Genomic DNA, 19,576 nt, shown 5'->3' on the forward strand with positions numbered 1-19,576 from the left:
AATATGGAAAGTAACGAGAGACCCGACCCTGTGGCTGCGGCCGCGGCGCTGGACGACCTGCACCGCTCACAGGCCAGACTGGCGGCCGGATTGCGCCTGCCCTCCGGCTTCTACCTCACGATCGGGCTCGCGATCAGCGCGACGATCTTCCTGTTCGCACGGGGTCTGGCTGCCGGTTCGGAGCAGGTGCCCTTGCTCCTGCTCGCAGGCCTCGCCGTCTTCGCTGTGGTGGCGGGCATTCAGGTGCTGCGTTTTCGCCGTCTCAACGGTGCGTTGGTGTGGAGCCTGGTCAGCCAGGTCGTCCTGGGGAAGGCGGCGCTGTCGTCGCTCGCCTATGCCGCAGCCCTGGCCGGCGCGGTGTGGGCGGGGTATGCCGGCAACTGGTGGTTGACCGCGCTCTGTGCGGCGGCCGGCGGTGCTGGTTATGTTGCCGGTGGAATGCGCTGGATGCGGCAGTACCGTGCGGAGCCGCAGCTCAACGGAGGCGGCGGCGAGATGGCGTGGTGGGTTGCCGCAGTGTGCGCGCTCGTGGTGGCCGGTGTGGTCCTGCTCGTCGGGAGCCGCTGATGGCCGACCTGGATGTGCACCTGCAGGCACCGGCCCGCCTCAAACTGATGAGCCTGCTGGTGACCGTCACCGAGTTGGAGTTCGCGACCCTCCGCGAGCATCTCGACGTCAGCGACTCGGTCCTGTCCAAACACATCGCGGCGCTGGCCGAGGTCGGCTACGTGCGCAGCCGCAAAGGCAGTCACCGGGGGCGCCGGACCACTTGGATCTCCATCACCGGCACCGGCCGGAAGGCCCTCAGCACGCATGTCGCCGTACTGAGGGCCATCGTCGCGAACGTCGAGTGAGGTCCTACTCGACGGTGACGGACTTCGCCAGGTTGCGGGGCTTGTCGACGTCGTGGCCGAGGGCGACGGCCGCGTAGTACGCGAGGATCTGCAGCGGGATCGTGAGCAGGATCGGGTCCAGCTCCGGCTCGTTCTTCGGGACCACGATCTTCGCGGAGACGCCGTCCGGGATGTCGACGCCCGGGTGGGTGACGACGTACAGGGGGCCCGAGCGGGCGGCGATCTCGTGCAGGGCGCCGATGTTGCGGTCGAGCAGTTCGTCCTGCGGGACGATCGCGACACTCGGGACGTCCGGCGAGATCAGCGCGAGCGGGCCGTGCTTCAGCTCGGAGGTCTGGTACGCCTCGGCGTGCCGGTAGGAGATCTCCTTGAGCTTCTGCGCGCCCTCGCGGGCGACCGGGTAGCCGCGGGTGCGGCCGACGAAGAACAGGCTCTCGTGCTGGGCGAGCCGGCCGGCGATCTTGGCCAGCTCCTCCTCCTGGTCGACGATCGACTGGATGTGCTCGGGGAGCTTCTTCAGCCCCTCGAGCAGCCGGCGGCCGTCGGCGGGGGAGACGTCGCGGATCCGGCCGAGGTGGATACCGAGCATCGCGAACGCGACGGCCATGTTGGTCAGTGCCTTGGTCGAGGCGACCGAGACCTCCGGGCCGGCGTGCAGGTAGACACCGCCGTCGACGGCGCGGGCGATGCTGGAACCGACCGCGTTCACCAGGCCGATCACCCGGCCGCCCTTGCGCTTGAGCTCCTGGACGGCGACCAGAGTGTCCAGCGTCTCGCCGGACTGGCTGACCGCGATGTACAGCGTGTCGCGCTCGACCACCGGGTTGCGGTAGCGGAACTCCGACGCCGGCTCGGCGTCGGCGGGGATCCGCGCGACCTCCTCGATGAACTGGGCGCCCATCTGACCGGCGTAGTACGCCGAGCCGCAGCCGAGGATCTTGACCCGCTTGATCTCGCGGGCCTCGCGGGCGTCCATGTTCAGGCCGCCCAGGTGGACGGTGTGGAAGCGCTCATCCAGGCGACCCCGCAGCGCGCGGCCGACGGCGTCCGGCTGCTCGTGGATCTCCTTCATCATGAAGTGCTCGTGCAGGCCGCGTTCGTACTCGTCGGCCTCCCAGTCGACCGTCTTCGCGGTCTTGGTGGTCGGCGAGGCGTCCTGGGTGAAGGTGCGGTAGCCGTCGGCCTTGACGGTGGCCATCTCGCCGTCGTCCAAGTACACGACCTGGCGGGTGTAGCGGATCAGCGCCGCCGCGTCGGAGGCGACGTGCATCTCGCCGTCACCGATGCCGAGGATCAGCGGGCTGCCGTTACGGGCGACCACGATCCGGTCCGGGAAGTCCAGGTCGATCACGGCGATGCCGTAGGTGCCCTCGATCCGGCGCAGCGCGGCCATCACCTTCTCCTCGAGGGTGGTGCCGTCGGACTGCTCGATCAGGTGCGCGAGAACCTCGGTGTCGGTCTCGGAGCGCAGCTTGACGCCGGCGTCCTCGAGCTGACGGCGCAGCGCGCCCGCGTTGTCGAAGATGCCGTTGTGGACGACCGCGATCCGCTCGTTGCCGCTGGCGTGCGGGTGCGCGTTGTCCTTGCTCGGGCCGCCGTGGGTCGCCCAGCGGGTGTGGCCAATGCCGAGCTTGCCGCCGAACCGCTTCGGCAGCGAGGCCTCCAGCTCACGGACCCGGCCGGCGTCCTTGTGCACCTTCAGCTCGCTGGTCCCGAGGACGGCGACGCCGGCCGAGTCGTACCCGCGGTACTCCAGCCGGGCCAGGCCGTCCACCAGGATGGGCGTGGCCGGCTTGGTGCCGACGTACCCGACGATTCCGCACATGTGTTGGTGCCTTTCGTAGGTCTTGGGTAGCAGCCGTCAGCCGTAGACGATCCGTCGGAGCTGACGCGCGGACAGTTCGGGCGAGCGCACCGGCCAGTGCCGGAGCTCGGAACCCACACGCGCGAAGATCTCGTCGTTGCGCGCGCCGTAGGTCTGCAACTCACGATGCCGGCGCCGCACGTACTCCTCGGCGGTCTCCGTGAAGTACGCCAGCACGTCCGCGACCACTCGTCGCGCGTCGTCCGCGGACAGCCCGGTCGTCCGGCTGACCTGCTCGGCCAGCTCGTCCACCGGCGCTGCCGCCGCCTCACTGATCACCGGACAACTCTGCAGCTTTTCCGGGTCCAACACAAAGGATCTGCCCGAAATCGGGCAAAATCCCTGACTGATCAGCCTCAGGACTGGTACGGCGGCTGGTTCGGGGGCTGGTTCTGGGGCGGGTAGGGCGGCTGGTTCGGGGGCCCATACTGCTGGTACGGCGGCTGGTTCTGCGGTGGGAACTGCTGGGGTGGGAACTGCTGGTACGGCTGCTGGTACGGCGGGGGCGCCTGGGTGCGCTTCCGCTGCGATCGCAGGACCAGGAGCACGATCACCACGGCGGCCACGACCGCGATCGGCAGGGCCAGCCACATGACCCAGCTCAGGATCGTCTCGAACGGGTTCGCAGGCGCTGGTGGTTCCATGTCGGCTCCTGGGTCAGAACAGGCGCAGTACGTCGGACTCCATACCGCGGAGCGCGTCGTAGTCGACCGTCACGCACTCGAGACCGCGGTCGGTGGCCAGGAACTGGGCCTGCGGTTTGATCAGCTGGGCGGCGAAGATACCGCGCACCGGGGCCAGCAGCGGGTCGCGGTTCAGCAGCTCGACGTACCGGGTCAGCTGCTCGACCCCGTCGATCTCGCCGCGGCGCTTGATCTCGACCGCGACATGCTTCCCGTCGGCATCGCGACACAACAGGTCGACCGGCCCGATCGCGGTCGGATACTCCCGCCGTACCAGCGTGAAACCCTCGCCGAACGTGTGCACGTGCTCGGCCAGCAGCTCCTGCAGGTGCGCCTCGACGCCGTCCTTGATCAGACCGGGGTCGGTCCCGAGCTCGTACGCCGTGTCGCTGTGCACCTCCTTGATGGAGATCCGCAGCTCCTCGCCGGCCTTGTTCGTGACACTCCAGACGTCCTCGTCCACGGTCAGCTTGCAGGGCGGCGACATCCAGTTGAGCGGTTTGTACGAACCGCCGTCGGCGTGGATCAGCACGGAGCCGTCCGCCTTCACCATCAGCAACCGCGGCGCCATCGGCAGATGGGCGGTCAGACGGCCGGAGTAGTCCACAGAACACGTTGCAATCACCAAGCGCACGAGGAGTGACGCTACAGCACGGTCCATGGAAAGGTGGTTCGCATGAACCTGATGTGTCCCGCGCGGATCCTGTTGCTTCCGGGTGACGTGCAGGACACAGCCGTCGGCGAGCGGATAGCGCAGGTCTACGCGGCCACGTTCGACGCCGCCGCCGGTTCGCGGCTGGCCGAGCAGCTCGGTGTCCAGCTCACGGTCCTGCCAGACCTGGTACGGCGTCCTGACGCGGAGCTGCAGGCGATCGCGGACCTGCACCGCGGCGAGACCGTGGTCGTGCTCGGGGCCGACCTCGGCCTGAAGTTGCCGGCGGTCGTCGAGCACACCGGCGACGGCTGGACCCGCGTCCCGACCGACAACGAGCTCACCCTCGCGACGTACGAACAAGCCGCGGAGCGGTTCCGCGCGTCGATCCCGACCGAGGCCAACCACGACCTCATCGACCTGCTCGCGGATGCCGTCCCACCCGGCGCCCGCGTGCTGGAGCTGGGCAGCGGCACCGGCCGGGACGCGAACGAGCTCGAACGCCGCGGATTCACAGTCCGGCGGACCGACGCCACCGAGGCCTTCCTGGAAATGATGCGAGCCGACGGCCACACCGCCGACCCACTGAACGCCCTCACCGACGACTTCGGCGGCCCGTACGACGCAGTCTTCGCCGACGCGGTCTTCCTGCATTTCGACCGCGCCCAGCTGACTGCCGTCCTGCGCAAGGCGGTCCGAGCAGCCCCGGTCCTCGCCTTCAGCACAAAAGAAGGCTCAGGGGAGGAGTGGTCCAACCGGCACCTCGACCTCCCCCGACACTTCGTCCTCTGGCAAGAGCAACCGCTCCGCGAACTGCTGACCACCACCGGCTGGACAGTCCGCCACCTGATCCACAGCGAACCACCCCCAGGCAAGCCCCGTTTCCCAGACCGCGCCACCGGCTGGCTCCAAGCCCTCGCCGTCCGCGCATGATTCGGGCCGGGGTGGTGCTCTTCGGGGCCGACGGCATCGCGGTGATCGAGCGGATCCGCGACGGTCTGACCTACTACGTGCTGCCGGGCGGCCAGGTGGACCCCGGCGAGACGCTGGCTGAGGCTGCGCGCCGGGAGACTTATGAGGAGCTTGGTCTGCATGTGCGGATCCACGGGGCGGTCGCGGTGGTGAACTTCCGCGAGACCACCCAGCACTACTTCCTCGCTGAGGCGATCGGCGGCGAGTTCGGGACCGGGGCCGGGCCGGAGATGGACAGTCCGGTGGATTCGGAGCGGGGGAGTTACCGCGCGCTGTGGCTGCCACCGCACCGCTACGGGGAGCTGAAGCCGAAACCGATCGGTGCCACGCTGGCCGCCGTACCGGATCCTGAGGCGGTGGTCACGGGCTGGCTGGCGGCTCCGCTGGGGTTCGACGAGGTGTGAGGTTGACCTCGCGGGTGACTCAGCTCATGGGCTGACCAGTCGCGGACTGGCATAGTGCCAGCATGGCTCGGGAACTGAAGGTCGTCGGAGTGGTCGGTCTCGGCACGATGGGTGCCGGTATCGCGGAGGTGTTCGCGCGCAACGGCCTGACCGTGGTCGGGGTGGAGCGTGACGACGCGGCGGTCGAGCGCGGCCGCGGTCACATCCAGCACTCGACCGACCGGGCGGTGAAGCGCGGCAAGCTGTCCGTCGAGGACCAGCAGGCGCTGTTCGACCGGGTCACCTTCGCGACCTCGCTGGAGGCGCTCGCGGACTGCGACCTGGTGATCGAGGCCGTCATCGAGCGGCTCGAGCTGAAGCGGGAGATCTTCTCCGCACTGGACAAGGTCGTCCGCGACGACGCGATCCTGGCCACCAACACCTCCTCGTTGTCGGTCACCGAGATCTCGGTCGCCACCCAGCGCCCGCGCCGCGTCGTCGGCATGCACTTCTTCAACCCGGCGCCGGTCCAGGAGTTCGTCGAGGTCATCAAGACCGTCGTCACCGAACCGGACGTGGTCGAGGACGTGCAGGCGCTGGCCCGCCGCCTCGACAAGGTCCCGGTGGTCGCGGCCGACCGGGCCGGCTTCATCGCCAACGCGCTCCTGTTCGGCTACCTGAACCACGCCGTCTCGATGGTCGAGTCGCGGTACGCGACCCGCGAGGACGTCGACGCCGCGATGCGACTCGGCTGCGGCTACCCGATGGGCCCGCTCGCGCTGCTCGACCTGATCGGTCTGGACACGGCGTACGAGATTCTCGACACGATGTACAAGCAGGGCCGCAACCGGCTGCACGCACCGGCCCCGATCCTCAAGCAGATGGTCACCGCCGGCCTGCTCGGCCGCAAGACCGGCCGCGGCTTCTACACCTACGAGTCCCCGGACTCGCCGGTCGTCGTCGACGACGAGCAGACGCCGAAGCCGAACGGCGCCGACACCGTGATCCGCCCGATCCAGCAGGTCGGTGTGGTCGGCTCCGGCACGATGGCGGTCGGCATCATCGAGGTCTGCGCCAAGGCCGGCTACGACGTCCTGTACGTCGCCCGCGGTACCGAGAAGGTGGACAAGGTCCGGGCGGGCCTGGAGCGCTCGCTGGAGAAGGGCGTCCAGCGCGGCAAGCTCTCCTCCGACGAGCGGGACGCCGCCCTGCGCCGGATCACCGGAACCGCGCGACTCGACGACGTGGCGAACGCCGATCTGGTGATCGAGGCCGTGGTCGAGGAGCTGAGCGTCAAGCAGGCCCTGTTCGAGACCTTCGACGAGATCTGCAAGCCGTCCGCGATCCTGGCCACCACGACGTCGTCCCTGCCGGTGATCGACCTGGCGATGGCGACCAAGCGACCGGCCGCCGTGGTCGGGCTGCACTTCTTCAACCCGGCGCCGGTGATGAAGCTGGTCGAGGTCGTCAGCACGGTCAGCACCGCCCCGGACGTCGCCGACACCGTCGCCGCCCTGGCCGTTGCCGCCGGCAAGCACCCGGTCCGCTGTGGCGACCGGGCCGGCTTCATCGTGAACGCGCTGCTGTTCCCGTACCTGAACGACGCGGTCCGGATGCTCGAGGCGCACTACGCCGGGGTCGACGAGATCGACGCCGCGATGAAGCTCGGCTGCCGCCTCCCGATGGGACCGTTCGAACTGCTCGACGTGGTCGGCCTCGACGTCTCGCTCGCCATCCAGCGCACCCTCTACCTGGAGTTCCGCGAACCCGGCTTCGCCCCGGCCCCGCTCCTGGAACACCTGGTCACCGCCGGCTACCTCGGCCGCAAGACCGCGCGCGGTTTCCGCGACTACGCATAATCCGGCAACCTGATCGGCCGGTCCGGACCCTCCAAGTCGTAGCAGTTGCCGAACGACTTGGGGGACAACGATGCCGGCACCGAAGAACAAACCCTGGCTCACCGACCGCCGGCCCACCACGCCCGGCGCGAACTGGACCAGTGGTGGCGCCTACCGCCACCTGCCGACCGCCGAACCACGCCCCGACCCCCGCCCGCAACGCACCACGACCTGACCCCGGTCAGGGCGAGCAGCGGGTCGGCTCGGGGTTCGCGAGGGTTCGGCCCCGATGTCTCCGAGGTGGTCGGCACGACAGCCTGGCGGGGTCAGTCCCCACCACCTCGGAGAAGACCCATGAGGTTCAGAGTTCCACTCGCCGCCGCTGTTCTGCTGGCTGTCGTCGGTGGCGTGACCCCGGCCGCTGCTGCCAAACCCGTCGGCTCTGATGGCGTGCGCATCGTCGGGACCGCCGACGGATTCAGCGCGCCCACCGAGACGAGACCCGGCTGGACGACGTTCAACGTCACTACGTCCAACGACGACGGAATCCGGCTCGGCCTGTTCCAGCTGAAACCCGGCCGCACGCTCGACGAGTTCCTGGTCGGCCTGCGAACGGCCCTCACCGAACACGGTACGGCGGCGGCAGTGGCCGGTCGCCAGGTCGAGGCATCGGCGTTGTTGCTCGGTGGAGCCGTGGCTGCACCAGGCCGAGCCGTGACCTTTCAGCGGCCACTCACCCCCGGAACGTACTTGCTGGTCGACTACCTCCGCGTGGATCGAAGCAACCCGATCAACGTCCACAAGCTGACCGTCCGTGGGCGCCCAAGCGGCACAGCTCCCAGCACTGCCTGCGCCGCGCTGGCGATGGTCGACACCACGGACGGACCTCGGTACGCCGGGCCGGCCGTCCTCAGGTCGGGTCAGACGGTACTGATCACCAACCGGACGAAGCAGCTGGCCGAAGCGATCTTCGTGCCGGTCAGACCGGGCACCACGCGCGCCGACGTACAGCGCACCTTTGAGACGATCGAGGCAGGCGGGTGGCCGTCGGACTCGCCTCTCATCGGTCTGCCCCAAGGTGCGCCGGTGCTGTCCGCCGGCCGCACGCAGGTCCTGACGCCGAATCTCGCGCCGGGCAGCTACGTGTTGACGACCTGGATGGTTGACCTGGGCAACGGCCGGATGCAGGCCGCCCAGGGCATGCACACCCTGATCACCGTCGTCGCAGACTAGGAATGCTGGTGCGGGACGGCCTTGTGCACGACGATTCCGGAGCTGAAGGTGGTCGCTTCGACCAGCACCAGCTGGGTCTGGGCGAGGCCGTCGAGCAACCGGGTTCCCTGGCCGGCGACGACCGGGAAGATCCAGAAGTGGTACTCGTCGACCAGGCCGTTCTCGAGCAGGCTCCGGGAGAACGAGCCGGTGCCGAACTTGAGCAGGTGCCCACCGTCCTGTTCCTTCAGCGCCTTGACCGCGGTGATCGCGTCACCCGGCAGGACCTCGGCGTTCCAGGCCGTCTCGGTCAGCGTCTGCGAAGCGACGTGCTTCGGTAACGCGTTCATGGTGTCGGTGTACCAGTCGCCGGAACGCTTCGGCCACGAACCGGCGAACTGCTCGTACGTCGCCCGCCCGAGCAGCAGCGCATCGGCATCACGCAGGAGTGCCGCGGCGTACGCGCTGTGCTCGTCGTCCCAGTACGGCGCGCTCCAGCGCTCCGGCGTGGACACGACGCCATCCAGTGTCACGAAGGTTGACTCAATGATTTTTCGCATGACCCAAGACTCTCCGACGAGTACCGTCGGCCCGTCCCACGAATACGTGAATCCGGTGTCCGGGAAGGGCGGTGAGTCCGTTGCTCGTCGGCCGTCAGTCCGAGCGGGACGCCGTCTGCGCCGCGTATGCCCGCGCGGCTGAAGGGCGGACCGTGACCGTGCTGATCACCGGTGAGGCGGGGATCGGCAAGACCACGCTGGTTGAGACGGTCGTCGCGGACCTGCCCGGCGATCCGCTGGTCCTGATCGGTGACTGCCTGGAGCTCGGCGGCGGCCTGCCGTACCAGCCGTTCCTCGACCTGCGAGCGCTCACGCCGAGGAACGTCCCGCGCCCGGTGACCGACGGGGAGAGCAGGGCAACTGTCGTACGGCGTTTCCTGGACGAGCTGCGGGCGGTGATCGGCTCGCGCCCCGCGGTGGTCGTGGTCGAGGACCTGCACTGGTCCGACGAGACCACCCGAGATCTGTTCGTCCAGCTGGCACGTGCTCTGCGCGGCGTCGCCTTGCTCCTGATCGGCACCCTGCGGACCGGTGAGCTGGCGGCCGGGCACCCGGTTCGGCAGTTGGCCGGCGAGCTCGGGCGCCGGGCCGATGTGTCGACGATCGCGCTCGGCCCATTGACCAGAGCCGAGGCCGGCCAGCAGTTGACGGAGCTCGCGCGCTTGCCGATGCACCCGGCCCGGGTCGCCGAGATTCATCGCCGGGCCGGTGGCAATCCCTTCTTCGTGGCCGCGCTCGGGACCGCTGCCGACCCCGATGCAGGCGATCTGCGCACGCTGCTCCTCGACCGGGTGGCTCAGCTCCCTGTACAAGCGCGACACGTCCTGGACGTGGCGGCGGTGGCCGGGGCGCCGATGGAGGACGACGTCCTCGCGGCGGCCGCCGAGCTGTCCGCGCCGGACCTGGCCGTGGCGCTTCGCGTCCTCACCGATCGCGGGCACCTGGTCGTCGAGGGCGCTCGGCACGCCGTGCGCCACGATCTGCTCCGCGAGGCCGTCCTGAGCGACCTGCCGCCGCTGGAACGACGCCGCCTGCATCGGAGATTCGCGACGGCACTGACCGTCATGCCCAGCTGGGCTGCGGGTGACCGCTCGCTCGAGATCGCCGTGCACTGGGCGGAAGCCGGTGATCCGCACGAGGCGCTGCCGGCCGCTTGGCGGGCGTCGGCGACGGCCCGGGCCCGGACGGCGTACGACGCGGAACTGGCACATCTGCAGGCGGTGCTGCGGTGGTGGGACGCGGTGCCGGCCGCGAACCGGCTGATCGGCGAAGACCGGACAGCAGTCGTCGTCCGTGCGGTGCGTGCCGCGCTGCAGGCCGGAGACGACGAGGCTGGTCTCGAGCTGGCCAGGTCCTTGCTGGACGATCGCGACCTGGCCCCGGTAGTGCGCGCGGACGTGTTGGGTCTGCTGGCACGGCTCGAGAATCGCGCCGACCTGGGTGGCCGGCAGGCGATCGAGGCGGCGCTGAGATTGGTGCCGCCGGGCGTGGACGACGCGATCCGTTGCCGGGTGCTGGCCTTCGGCGCGGTGATCGCGCTGCCGGAGCACCGACTCGCGGACATCGATGCTCTCGCTGCGGAGTCGTTGCAGTTGGCCGATGTGATCGGCGACCACGGATCGGCAGCCTGGGCACACCTGTCGTTGGCCTGGCCGCGCGCGATGGCTGGTGATCTGAAGGCGGCCACCGAACATTGCGAACGTGCCGTCGCCGCGGCCGACCGAGCGGGTGAGGCGGTGGCACTGGTGTCGGCGCATCAGATCTGGGCGACCGTCCTGACTGCGACAGGTGCGCTGGAAGAAGGTTTGCTGATCGCCAGGGCCGGGGCATCGGCGGCAGAGCTCAACGGATTGCGCCGGTCCAAAGGGCCGATGCTGAGTGCGGTCGAGGCTGAGGCCCTGACCGAGCTCGGCCGCTGGGACGAGGCGGTCGAGGTGCTCGACGATGCGCTCGCCGACCGGGCGCCGTCGTTCTACAACGCGACGCTGGCGCTGAAACGCGCCGTGGTCGCGGTAGCCCGTGGCGAGCTGCCGTTGGCCCGGGCGCTGGTCGATGAGATCGCCGATGTCGCCCAGAGCAGTCCGCACGCCGAGCAGGGCTTGTACGACGTACACCGCGTGGCCATGGAGCTGGCCCTGGCCGAGGGCGACCTCGAAGCCGCAAACCTCCTCGTCGATCGGGTGCTCGCCCACTCCGCCGAGCTGCACGCCCTGGCCCAGGCACTCGACCGAGTCGTGGTGACCGCGCTGCGGGTCCAAACGGCACGCCGCCTGAACGCACCGCGGGACCGGGCGGCGACCGACGGACGACGCAACGCCCTGATCCAACTGCTCGACCGGGTCCCCGCCCCCACCTCGTTGCACTCCGGAAGCCGACTGACGGTGGTAGCCGAGCGGACCAACCGGCTTGGAGACTGGGACGCGGCCGCGTCCGGCTGGGCCACGATCGGCAACCCGCACGAACAGGCCTGGAGCCTGTTGGGTGCGGTCAGATCGGCTCTCACATCGAGCAACAAGGCAGGTGCGTCCCGTCGGCTCAGCGAAGCCGAACAGCTCGCTGAGCAGCTCGGCGCGGTGCCGCTCACGCAGCGGATCGCCGAGCTCCGAACACGCGCCGGCCTCCGTCGCCCGAGCGTCCGGGCCGGTACGCCGTTCGGCCTGACCGACCGCGAGATCGAGGTCCTCCGCGGTCTCGCCCAGGGCGCCTCCAACCGGCAGATCGCGGCGGATCTCTATCTGTCCGTCAACACCGTCAGCGCCCACGTCCGGCGCATCTTCGTCAAGCTGTCCGTCACCTCCCGTGCTGCCGCCACCGCCGTCGCCTACGAACACAACCTGGTCCCTCCAGGCCCCGCATCGCCGTAGCCGTCTGGTACCCGGACCTGACACCGGTGAGCTGGCAGACTCCCGCAGGTGTGGAAGAAGATCTTCGAGCCGGGAGACTGGGCCGGTGTGGGCTCGCACCTGCTCCTGATCGTCACGTTCCTCGGGCTGTTCGGTATGGATGCCTTCGTCGGCGCCGACTGGCCGGAGTGGCGGAACATGATGGTGATGGTCGGGATCTGCGTCCTGCCCGTGGCCTGGGTGCTGGTCTCGATCGGCCTCGGCGCCGCGCCGGTCGGGCGCTGGATCGCGCTGGCAGCGGTGCTGGTGGCGATCCTCCGGCTGCTCTGGGTCGTGTACGACTCGGGCACGATCCCGACGCTCGCCGTGGTACCGATGCTGGTGGTGCTGTTCGGGGTTGCGGTGTTCTTCGTCTACACCTGGCCGAAGGCGGCGTCGCGGGAGCTCAAGGAGCTTGCCTGGCGCAACGGCTGGCAGGTGGTCCGGGCCAAGAAGCTCCGGCTGCCGGTGCTGCCGCTGCCGGTCGGCGTGGCGTGGAGCGCCAAGGACGCCGTACAGACTCCGACGGGTGTCGCCTTCGAGGTCCGCTGGGTGAAGTGGCACTGGCTGGTGGCCCAGCGCTACCGGTTGAGCGCGTTCGTCCGGCTGCTCGACGTCCGGCTGCCGCCCCTGGAGGTCCGGCCGGGTTCGTTGACTCGCTCCGACGTGATGCTGGAGAGCGGTGAGTTCAACCGGAGCTTCGATGTGATCGGCGAGGACCCGCGCTACCTGACCAGCACCCTGCATCCGCGCAACATGCAGACGCTTCTCGACGCCAGGCCGATCGGCCTCGCCATCGACGGCACGGTCCTGGCTCTGTACGACGACGGCCCGCTGACGGACTCGTTGACCCGAGGGATGCGAGCCCTGGACGGGCTGACGATCCCGCGGCACGTCACTGAGGACTGGGGTCAGTACGCGGGTGTCAACCAGCCCAGACCAGGCCTGTCCTTTCGCAACGTCCGTGAGGACCGGTCGTATGGCCGCATGATGCTTCGGCTGCTCGGTTTCTCCGCCGGCCTGCTCGGGCTGACCTGGCTCGGTTGTTTCGCCGCAGTGTCGATCTACGGCTCCTGATCGCCGTAGTTGCCGCACGGCCCACCGCCGATCGCCTCGGGCAGGGTGGTCGGCCGGTGGTCGGGGCGGAGGAGCGGGTTGTAGAAGGAAGCGATCTCGGTGCTGGCCTCGGGCACGTAGTGGAAGATCAGCGAGCGCCGGAAGCGGTCGGTACTGCTGTTGGGGCGGGAGCCGTGCACGACACTGCCGTGGAAGAACAGCACGTCACCGGCGTTCATCCTGGTCTGGATCTTCTGCAGCCCGTCCGGGATCGGCACCTCGGCGTTCGTGAACGACTCGGTCAGGTCGGCGGGCTCCGGGCAGACCAGCTCGGTCCTGTGTGACCCCGGCACGACCGCGAGACCGCCGTTCTCCGCGTCCACGTCGTCGATCGCGATCCAGGCCGCCAGGCAGGTCTCGGGATCGGCCCGCAGGAACATGTTGTCCTGGTGCAGTGCCTGCCCACGGCCCCCGGGCGGTTTGAAGTAGAACATCGACTGCGCCCCCAGCGGTGGCCCGATCAGCGCGGTCACGACATCGAGGATCCGGCTGTCCAGCATCAGCTCGCGGGCGATCCGGCCGGCCTCGACATCGGTCCGCCGGTGTGGATGCACGAACCGCGGATACCTGGTCAGCGGATCGTCGTCGGGAAGTCCGTCGTCGAAGCCCATCGACCGATCGGTCTCGACCTGTTGCATAAAGGCAGTCCGGACCCGCTCAACCTCGAGAGGATCCAGAAGTTGGGGGACCTGAACGATCCCTTCGGCGGCGTAGATCTCGGCGACTGTCATGACTCAAGGATCCGTCGCGGAGCCGGTGAACACGATAGTCTATCGAGCTGTGAACCTTCGAGATCCTGCTGAGTCGCCGACCCCCGAGGTACGCCGCCTGGTGGCCGGCGAGTTCGACGAAGGACCGGAGTACAGGACCTTCCGTCGCCGCGGAACCACCGACTGGCTGCTCGTCCTGACCCTGCACGGCGCCGGACATTTCAGCGGGATCGCCACCGAGCGCGGCACCGTCATCCTGGTGCGCCCCGGCACGCTGCACGACTACGGGACCGTGGGGGAGCGGTGGCACTTCATGTACTCCCACCTGCACCCCAAGCCGGAGTGGCTGCCGCTGCTCGACTGGCCGGAGGTTGCCCCCGGCATCCTGCGCCTTCAGCTCACCGCCGTCGAGAAGATCGCCGACTATCTCCGTGACGCGGCCAGGTACCAGCTCTTCCCGCTGCCACAGGCCGAACAACTCAGCGTGAACTCCCTCGAAGCGGCCCTCCTGTGGTGCGACACCCAGAACCCCAAGGCAGCTCGCATCGACGACCGCCTGCTGCGCGTCATCGAGCTCATCGACCAGGACCTGAAGGCCCCGCTCGACCTCCCCGCCCTGGCCCGTGTCGCGAACCTGTCGGTCTCCCGGTTCGCGCACGTCTTCCGCGAGCAGCTGGGGGTCAGCCCGCAGCAGTTCGTGGAGCGGCGCCGGATCGAGGCCGCATGCCGCCTGCTCGAACTCACGACCAGACCGATCGCGTCGATCGCCGCCGAGGTCGGTTACCCCGATCCGCTCTACTTCTCCACCCGATTCCGGCTGTCCACGGGGACCAGCCCAACGGCGTACCGGCGTCGTTGACGCGTACGCTTCTGCGCATGACTTCGCGTGCAGTGACTGTGGCGGCGGCGGTGCTGATGCTGGGGCTGGCTGCCTGTGCTCCGGAGAACGACACGACCGGTACGCCGGCTCCGACCGGGGCCGATGCCTGTGGCAAGGACAAGCTGGCGCTGAAGACGGCCGGGACGCTGGCAGTCGGGACCGACAAACCGGCGTACGAGCCGTGGTTCAGCAAGGACGACCCGAGTAACGGGCAGGGGTACGAGTCGGCGGTCACCTATGCGGTGGCCGAGAAGCTCGGGTTCGCCAAGGCCGAGGTGAAGTGGCAGACCGTGCAGTTCAACGCCGCGTTCGCGCCGGGGCCGAAGAAGTTCGACTTCGACGTGAACCAGGTGTCGATCTCGGACGCGCGCCGCCAGGCGGTCGACTTCTCCTCGGGGTACTACGACGTGCGGCAGACCGTGATCACCACCGCGGGCAGCAAGATCGCGAACGCCAAGACGGTCGCCGAGCTCGCTGATGCCAAACTCGGCGCCCAGGTCGGGACCACCAGCTACACGATCGCCAAGGACCAGATCAAGCCGAAGCAGCAGGTGGCCCCGTTCGACACCAACGACCTGGCCGTGCAGGCGCTGAAGAACAAGCAGCTCGACGGCATCGTGGTCGACCTGCCGACCGCGTTCTACATGACGGCGGCACAGCTCGACGACGGCAAGATCGTCGGCCAGCTGCCGGCGTCCGGGGCCGCCGAGCAGTTCGGCTTCGTGCTGGAGAAGGGCTCGAAGCTGACCGGTTGCGTCTCCCAGGCCGTCGACGCGCTCAAGGCCGACGGCACGCTGGCCAAGCTGCAGAAGCAGTACCTGACCGAGGAAGGCGCTCCCGAACTCTCGTGAGTAGTTGGCAGCCGTCCACTCTGCAGCAGGAGCGGATCGCCTTCCGCCGGCGCCAGGCGCGACGGTCCACGCTGATCGCGGCGGGCAGCTCGATCGTCCTCCTGGTACTGGTTGCCGCAGGCATCGGTTCGACCCCGGGCTGGCCGCGGGTCCGGGAGACGTTCTTCAACGCCGACCGGGCCTGGGAGGCGCTGCCGACGGTCGCCCAGGGCCTGTGGCTGAACATCCGGGTGATGCTGATCTGCGCGGTCCTGATCGTCGTCATCGGGCTGACGCTGGCGATCCTGCGGACCTTGCGGGGGCCGATCTTCTTCCCGCTCCGGGTCTTCGCTGCGGCGTACACGGACGTCTTCCGCGGGCTGCCGTTGCTCCTGGTGATCTTCCTGCTCGGCTTCGGCGTACCGGCCTTGCAACTCCGCGGTCTCCCGAACGACGCAGTGATCTGGGGCGGCGCCGCCCTCGTCCTCACCTACTCCTCGTACGTCGCCGAGGTGTTCCGCGCCGGAATCGAATCGGTCCACCCGTCCCAGCGCGCCGCCGCGCGCTCGCTCGGGCTCACCTACCGGCAGACGCTGCGCTTCGTCGTACTCCCACAAGCCGTCCGCCGAGTCCTTCCACCCCTGCTGAACGACTTCGTCAGCCTGCAGAAGGACTCCGGCCTGATCGCAGTCCTCGGCGTGATCGACGCGATCCGCGCCGCCCAGCTGGAGACCGCCATCGACTTCAACTTCACCCCGTACGTCGTCGCCGGGCTTCTGTTCGTCGCCCTGACCATCCCGCTCACCCGGCTGACCGACTACGTCGCCCGCCGGCAAGGCTGGTACGGCGGGGGAGGTGGACCGGTATGACCCTGTTGACTCTGCGCGGAGTGCGCAAATCGTACGGCGCCAACCTGGTACTCGACTCGTTCGATCTGGAGGTGGACGAGGGCGAGTGCGTCGTCCTGATCGGCGCATCGGGATCCGGGAAGTCGACGCTGCTGCGATGCGTCAACCTGCTCGAGGTCGTCGACGACGGGGTGATCGAGCTGGCGGGTGCTGACATCACAGACCCGCGGGTGAACGCGGACAAGGTGCGCTCGGGGATCGGGTTCGTCTTCCAGTCCTACAACCTGTTCCCGCACCTGACCGTGCTCGACAACATCACCCTCGCCCCGATCCGCGTCCATGGAGTCGCCAAGGACGTGGCGCGGGCTCGCGGCCTCGAGATGCTGGAGCGAGTGGGACTTGCCGACAAGGCCGGCGCCAAGCCGGATGAGCTGTCCGGTGGTCAGCAGCAACGGGCTGCCATCGCCCGCGCGATGGTCAACTCACCCCAGCTCCTCCTGCTGGACGAAGTCACCTCAGCCCTGGACCCCGAGCTCGTCGGCGAGGTCCTGGACCTCCTCCGCGACCTCAAGCGCGACGGCATGACCATGCTCGTCTGCACGCACGAGATGGGGTTCGCACGAGATGTCGCCGACCGAGTCTGCTTCCTGCACCAAGGCCGCCCTCTTGAGATCGGTCCGCCGGCTCAGGTGCTCGACGACCCGAGGGAGTCGCGCACGCGCGAGTTCCTGAGCCGGATTCGCACCTCGCGGTAGCAGTTGCGGATGGCGGCCGGGCCGACGCATCCGAGGCGGCGCCGAGCACGTGATCGTCGTACCCGGCGACCTGCTCGGGTAGCGGCAAGGGGTTACGGTTGCAGGGTCGCGAAGTACTCGGAGACGCGGGCCTTGATCTCTTCCTGGGTGAACTCGCGGGTCTTCAGCTCCTCGAGCCAGCCGGCCATCACCTCGTTCGAGACACTGAACTCGAGTGCGATGTTGTCCGGGTCCCGGAAGTTGAGGTGGGACGCGAACTCCATGTCCCGGATCGGCGTGTACGTAACCCCGAACGCGTCGAACCGGCGCTCCCACTCGACCAGCTCGTCCCGGCTGGAGGCCAGCAGCCCGATGTGGTCGAGCCCGGTGGTGAGCTCGGTGAACGGCGCCGCCGTACCTGCCGGGTGCCGGACCAGGCCCAGGATGAAACCGCTCGGCCGGTCGATCAGCGTGCGCGCGGTGCCGAAGTCGAACAACGGCATCAGCCCGAGCACCTCGGTGTAGAAGCGCTCACTCCGGTCCAGATCCGTGACCGACAGACTCAGATGGTCGATTCCCCCAAAATTCGGCATGTTGTCCCCCTTTCCGTACTCCGACGGTAAGGGATCAGCGGGAGGACAAGTAGGTCAGAACCGCCATCACTCGGCGGTTGTCGTCCTCGGAGGGTGGGAGGTCGAGTTTGGCGAAGATGTTGTTGGTGTGTTTGGAGACTGCCTTCTCGGTGACGAAGAGGGCGCCGGCGATGGCGGCGTTCGAGCGGCCTTCGGCCATCAGGCCGAGGACTTCGGACTCGCGGGGGGTGAGGCGGCCGATCGGTTCGTCGCGGGTGTTGCGGGCCAGCAGCTGGCCGATCACGTCGGGGTCCATGGCCGTGCCGCCGGCCGCGACCCGGCGTACCGAGTCGAGGAAGTCGGCGACGTTGGAGACGCGGTCCTTCAGGAGGTAGCCGACCGCGCCGCCGCCGGTCAGGAGCTCGCGGGCGTACAGCTGCTCGACGTACTGGGAGAGGACGAGGATCGGCAGGCCGGGGACCTGTTTGCGGGCCTCGACCGCGGCGCGCAGGCCTTCGTCGGTGAAGGTCGGTGGCAGCCGGACGTCGACAACGGCCACATCCGGCTGGTGCTCCACCAGGGCGGGCACCAGCCGGGGACCGTTGTCGACTGCCTCGACGACCTCGAAGTCGTGCGCCTCCAGGAGACGGATCAGGCCGTCCCGGAGGAGGGCGTGGTCTTCAGCGATGAGGACTCGCAAGGCAGCTCCATGATCACGGTGGTGGGCCCGGCGCTCGGGCTGACCACGGTCAACGTACCGTCGAAGGCGGCCAGCCGCCGCTCGATACCGTACAGACCGCCACCGGGGCGGACCACCGCGCCTCCTACGCCGTCGTCGCCGACGATCATGTGCAGCTTCTCCTGCTCGTGGGTGATCTGGATCCAGACCGTGGTCGCCGCCGAGTACTTCACCGCGTTCGCCAGGCACTCGGCCACTGCGAAGTACGCCGCGGACTCGACCGGTGCAGGCGGCCGGCCCGGTACGTCGAAGGTGACGTCGACCTTGAACGGGCAGGACATCGCGAGTGCCTTGACCGCACCGTCCAGCCCGCGGTCGGCGAGCACCGGCGGGTGGATACCCCGGACCAGGTCGCGCAGCTCGGACAACGCCGTACTGGCCGATTGACGGGCCTCGGTCAGCAGTGCGGCGGCCTGGGCCGGGTCGCGGGCGACCATCTCCTCGGCCATGCCGAGGTTCATGCTCAGGGCGGCCAGGCGGGCCTGAGCACCGTCGTGCAGGTCGCGCTCGATCCGGCGCAGCTCGGCCGCCTGGGTGTCGACGGTTTCGGCGCGGGACTCGGCCAGCTCGCGGACCCGGAGTGCCAGCTTGGCGCTCTCGGTCGGGCCGAGCAGCGACCGGGCGATGTAGGCGTTCGCCTTCAGCAGCTTCTCGCCGGCGGCGTGCCAGATCATGAACCCGATCAGCGCGACCGGCATGACCAGGAAGCTCGTCCAGAAGTTGACCGTGAGCAGCCCGCCGAACGGCTCGGTGAAGACACCCTCCGGGGTGACGCCGACCAGCAGCGGGTAGACCCCGTAGAAGAGCGTGCTCAGGAACAGCACCGCGCTCACCAGCGACAGGGTGAAGCCGACGACCGCGTTCACCAGCAGCCAGACGATGTCACGCCAGGTGGCCGGGTCGGTCAGGGTCGTCCGCAGCCACATCAGGATGCCGGGCATCGGGGGCTTCTTGTACGGGCGCGGGATCCGCTCACCGATGAATCCGCCCAGGATCGTCCGGTGGCAGTTCGCGAACCAGCGGGTGGCCGGGACGAACGCGAGCAGCAGCGGGATCCCGACCCAGACGGCGATCAGCGGCACGGCCACCACGTTCAGCACGAAGAACGCGATCCCGAGCTCGGCCAGGACGGCGAGGGCCAGCGCGATCCAGGGCTGCGCAAGCTTGGGGTAGCGCATCGGCGGCGCAGGAACGGCAACGGTGGTCATGCACCCATCATGACCGAGCGTGAGGCCCCGGCCAGTGGT

22 protein-coding genes are annotated in these 19,576 nt (G+C 68.9%); 13 read left to right on the forward strand and 9 right to left on the reverse strand.

The genetic code is table 11. The features are described from left to right. Nucleotides 1-3: 3 nt before the first annotated feature. Both ACFCV3_RS29085 and ACFCV3_RS29090 read left to right on the forward strand, forming a co-directional pair. Nucleotides 4-567, forward strand: a complete 564-nt coding sequence (locus tag ACFCV3_RS29085; RefSeq protein WP_376035171.1) for a hypothetical protein — start codon at nt 4-6, stop codon at nt 565-567. Then, a complete protein-coding gene (locus ACFCV3_RS29090; RefSeq protein ID WP_376035173.1) occupies nt 567-854 on the forward strand; it encodes a transcriptional regulator in 288 nt (95 codons plus the stop codon). The genes ACFCV3_RS29085 and ACFCV3_RS29090 overlap by 1 nt, the downstream gene beginning before the upstream one ends. 4 nt (nt 855-858) lie before the next feature. Here ACFCV3_RS29090 and glmS read toward each other — a convergent pair whose 3' ends face one another. The 4 genes from glmS to nucS all read right to left on the reverse strand — a co-directional run bounded on the left by glmS (nt 859) and on the right by nucS (nt 4,035). Beyond that, nucleotides 859-2,679 carry a glutamine--fructose-6-phosphate transaminase (isomerizing) gene (glmS, locus tag ACFCV3_RS29095; protein ID WP_376035175.1) on the reverse strand — a complete coding sequence of 607 codons (1,821 nt, stop codon included), beginning with the start codon at nt 2,677-2,679 and terminating at the stop codon, nt 859-861. 36 nt (nt 2,680-2,715) lie between these two features. Further along, entirely contained in the window at nt 2,716-2,997 is a 282-nt protein-coding gene (locus tag ACFCV3_RS29100) for a hypothetical protein (protein WP_238175947.1), read from the reverse strand. Between the two features lie 77 nt (nt 2,998-3,074). Continuing rightward, nucleotides 3,075-3,362: a hypothetical protein gene (locus ACFCV3_RS29105; protein ID WP_376035177.1), complete on the reverse strand. Its 288-nt coding sequence runs from the start codon at nt 3,360-3,362 to the stop codon at nt 3,075-3,077. Between the two features lie 13 nt (nt 3,363-3,375). Then, entirely contained in the window at nt 3,376-4,035 is a 660-nt protein-coding gene (gene nucS, locus ACFCV3_RS29110; protein WP_376035179.1) for an endonuclease NucS, read from the reverse strand. Nucleotides 4,036-4,077: 42 nt separating this feature from the next. Between nucS and ACFCV3_RS29115 the strand changes: the two genes are divergently transcribed. The 5 genes from ACFCV3_RS29115 to ACFCV3_RS29135 all read left to right on the forward strand — a co-directional run bounded on the left by ACFCV3_RS29115 (nt 4,078) and on the right by ACFCV3_RS29135 (nt 8,479). Continuing rightward, entirely contained in the window at nt 4,078-4,986 is a 909-nt protein-coding gene (locus tag ACFCV3_RS29115) for a class I SAM-dependent methyltransferase (protein ID WP_376035181.1), read from the forward strand. Next, the gene (locus ACFCV3_RS29120) at nt 4,983-5,429 is read left to right on the forward strand and encodes an NUDIX domain-containing protein (protein WP_376035183.1); all 447 of its coding nucleotides are present in this window, start codon (nt 4,983-4,985) and stop codon (nt 5,427-5,429) included. Before ACFCV3_RS29115 ends, ACFCV3_RS29120 begins: the two co-directional genes overlap by 4 nt. Nucleotides 5,430-5,491: 62 nt before the next feature. Next, complete coding sequence (locus tag ACFCV3_RS29125; RefSeq protein WP_376035185.1) at nt 5,492-7,267, forward strand: 3-hydroxyacyl-CoA dehydrogenase family protein; 1,776 nt, start codon at nt 5,492-5,494, stop codon at nt 7,265-7,267. A 70-nt stretch (nt 7,268-7,337) separates the two neighbouring features. Then, nucleotides 7,338-7,481, forward strand: coding sequence for a hypothetical protein (locus ACFCV3_RS29130; RefSeq protein ID WP_376035187.1), 144 nt, complete (start codon nt 7,338-7,340; stop codon nt 7,479-7,481). A 119-nt stretch (nt 7,482-7,600) separates the two neighbouring features. Continuing rightward, nucleotides 7,601-8,479, forward strand: a complete 879-nt coding sequence (locus ACFCV3_RS29135) for a hypothetical protein (protein ID WP_376035189.1) — start codon at nt 7,601-7,603, stop codon at nt 8,477-8,479. On the opposite strand, the gene ACFCV3_RS29140 is transcribed toward ACFCV3_RS29135, so the two are convergent. Then, entirely contained in the window at nt 8,476-9,018 is a 543-nt protein-coding gene (locus ACFCV3_RS29140; protein WP_376035191.1) for a dihydrofolate reductase family protein, read from the reverse strand. The genes ACFCV3_RS29135 and ACFCV3_RS29140 overlap by 4 nt on opposite strands. Nucleotides 9,019-9,089: 71 nt before the next feature. Between ACFCV3_RS29140 and ACFCV3_RS29145 the strand changes: the two genes are divergently transcribed. After that, nucleotides 9,090-11,882, forward strand: coding sequence for a helix-turn-helix transcriptional regulator (locus tag ACFCV3_RS29145; RefSeq protein ID WP_376035193.1), 2,793 nt, complete (start codon nt 9,090-9,092; stop codon nt 11,880-11,882). Between the two features lie 48 nt (nt 11,883-11,930). Next, nucleotides 11,931-12,977, forward strand: coding sequence for a hypothetical protein (locus tag ACFCV3_RS29150; protein ID WP_376035195.1), 1,047 nt, complete (start codon nt 11,931-11,933; stop codon nt 12,975-12,977). Here ACFCV3_RS29150 and ACFCV3_RS29155 read toward each other — a convergent pair. Beyond that, a complete protein-coding gene (locus ACFCV3_RS29155) occupies nt 12,965-13,747 on the reverse strand; it encodes a phytanoyl-CoA dioxygenase family protein (protein ID WP_376035197.1) in 783 nt (260 codons plus the stop codon). The two genes, ACFCV3_RS29150 and ACFCV3_RS29155, sit on opposite strands and share 13 nt — an antisense overlap. A 49-nt stretch (nt 13,748-13,796) precedes the next feature. Here ACFCV3_RS29155 and ACFCV3_RS29160 point away from each other — a divergent pair, with 49 nt between their 5' ends. The 4 genes from ACFCV3_RS29160 to ACFCV3_RS29175 are packed head-to-tail and all read left to right on the forward strand — an operon-like array spanning nt 13,797 to nt 17,039. Continuing rightward, a complete protein-coding gene (locus ACFCV3_RS29160; RefSeq protein WP_376035199.1) occupies nt 13,797-14,585 on the forward strand; it encodes a helix-turn-helix domain-containing protein in 789 nt (262 codons plus the stop codon). A gap of 17 nt (nt 14,586-14,602) precedes the next feature. Beyond that, entirely contained in the window at nt 14,603-15,457 is an 855-nt protein-coding gene (locus tag ACFCV3_RS29165; RefSeq protein WP_376035201.1) for an ABC transporter substrate-binding protein, read from the forward strand. Next, nucleotides 15,454-16,305 (forward strand): amino acid ABC transporter permease, encoded by an 852-nt coding sequence (locus tag ACFCV3_RS29170; protein WP_376035203.1) that lies wholly within the window; start codon nt 15,454-15,456, stop codon nt 16,303-16,305. Before ACFCV3_RS29165 ends, ACFCV3_RS29170 begins: the two co-directional genes overlap by 4 nt. Further along, nucleotides 16,302-17,039 carry an amino acid ABC transporter ATP-binding protein gene (locus ACFCV3_RS29175; RefSeq protein WP_376035205.1) on the forward strand — a complete coding sequence of 246 codons (738 nt, stop codon included), beginning with the start codon at nt 16,302-16,304 and terminating at the stop codon, nt 17,037-17,039. The genes ACFCV3_RS29170 and ACFCV3_RS29175 overlap by 4 nt, the downstream gene beginning before the upstream one ends. A gap of 92 nt (nt 17,040-17,131) precedes the next feature. Here ACFCV3_RS29175 and ACFCV3_RS29180 read toward each other — a convergent pair whose 3' ends face one another. The 3 genes from ACFCV3_RS29180 to ACFCV3_RS29190 are packed head-to-tail and all read right to left on the reverse strand — an operon-like array spanning nt 17,132 to nt 19,537. Beyond that, complete coding sequence (locus tag ACFCV3_RS29180) at nt 17,132-17,611, reverse strand: VOC family protein (RefSeq protein WP_376035207.1); 480 nt, start codon at nt 17,609-17,611, stop codon at nt 17,132-17,134. A gap of 34 nt (nt 17,612-17,645) precedes the next feature. Next, nucleotides 17,646-18,290 carry a response regulator gene (locus ACFCV3_RS29185; protein ID WP_376035209.1) on the reverse strand — a complete coding sequence of 215 codons (645 nt, stop codon included), beginning with the start codon at nt 18,288-18,290 and terminating at the stop codon, nt 17,646-17,648. Beyond that, nucleotides 18,242-19,537, reverse strand: coding sequence for a sensor histidine kinase (locus ACFCV3_RS29190; RefSeq protein ID WP_376035211.1), 1,296 nt, complete (start codon nt 19,535-19,537; stop codon nt 18,242-18,244). The genes ACFCV3_RS29185 and ACFCV3_RS29190 overlap by 49 nt, the downstream gene beginning before the upstream one ends. Between the last annotated feature and the right edge of the window lie 39 nt (nt 19,538-19,576).

Source organism: Kribbella sp. NPDC056345 (genome assembly GCF_042262745.1).
Classification (GTDB): domain Bacteria; phylum Actinomycetota; class Actinomycetes; order Propionibacteriales; family Kribbellaceae; genus Kribbella.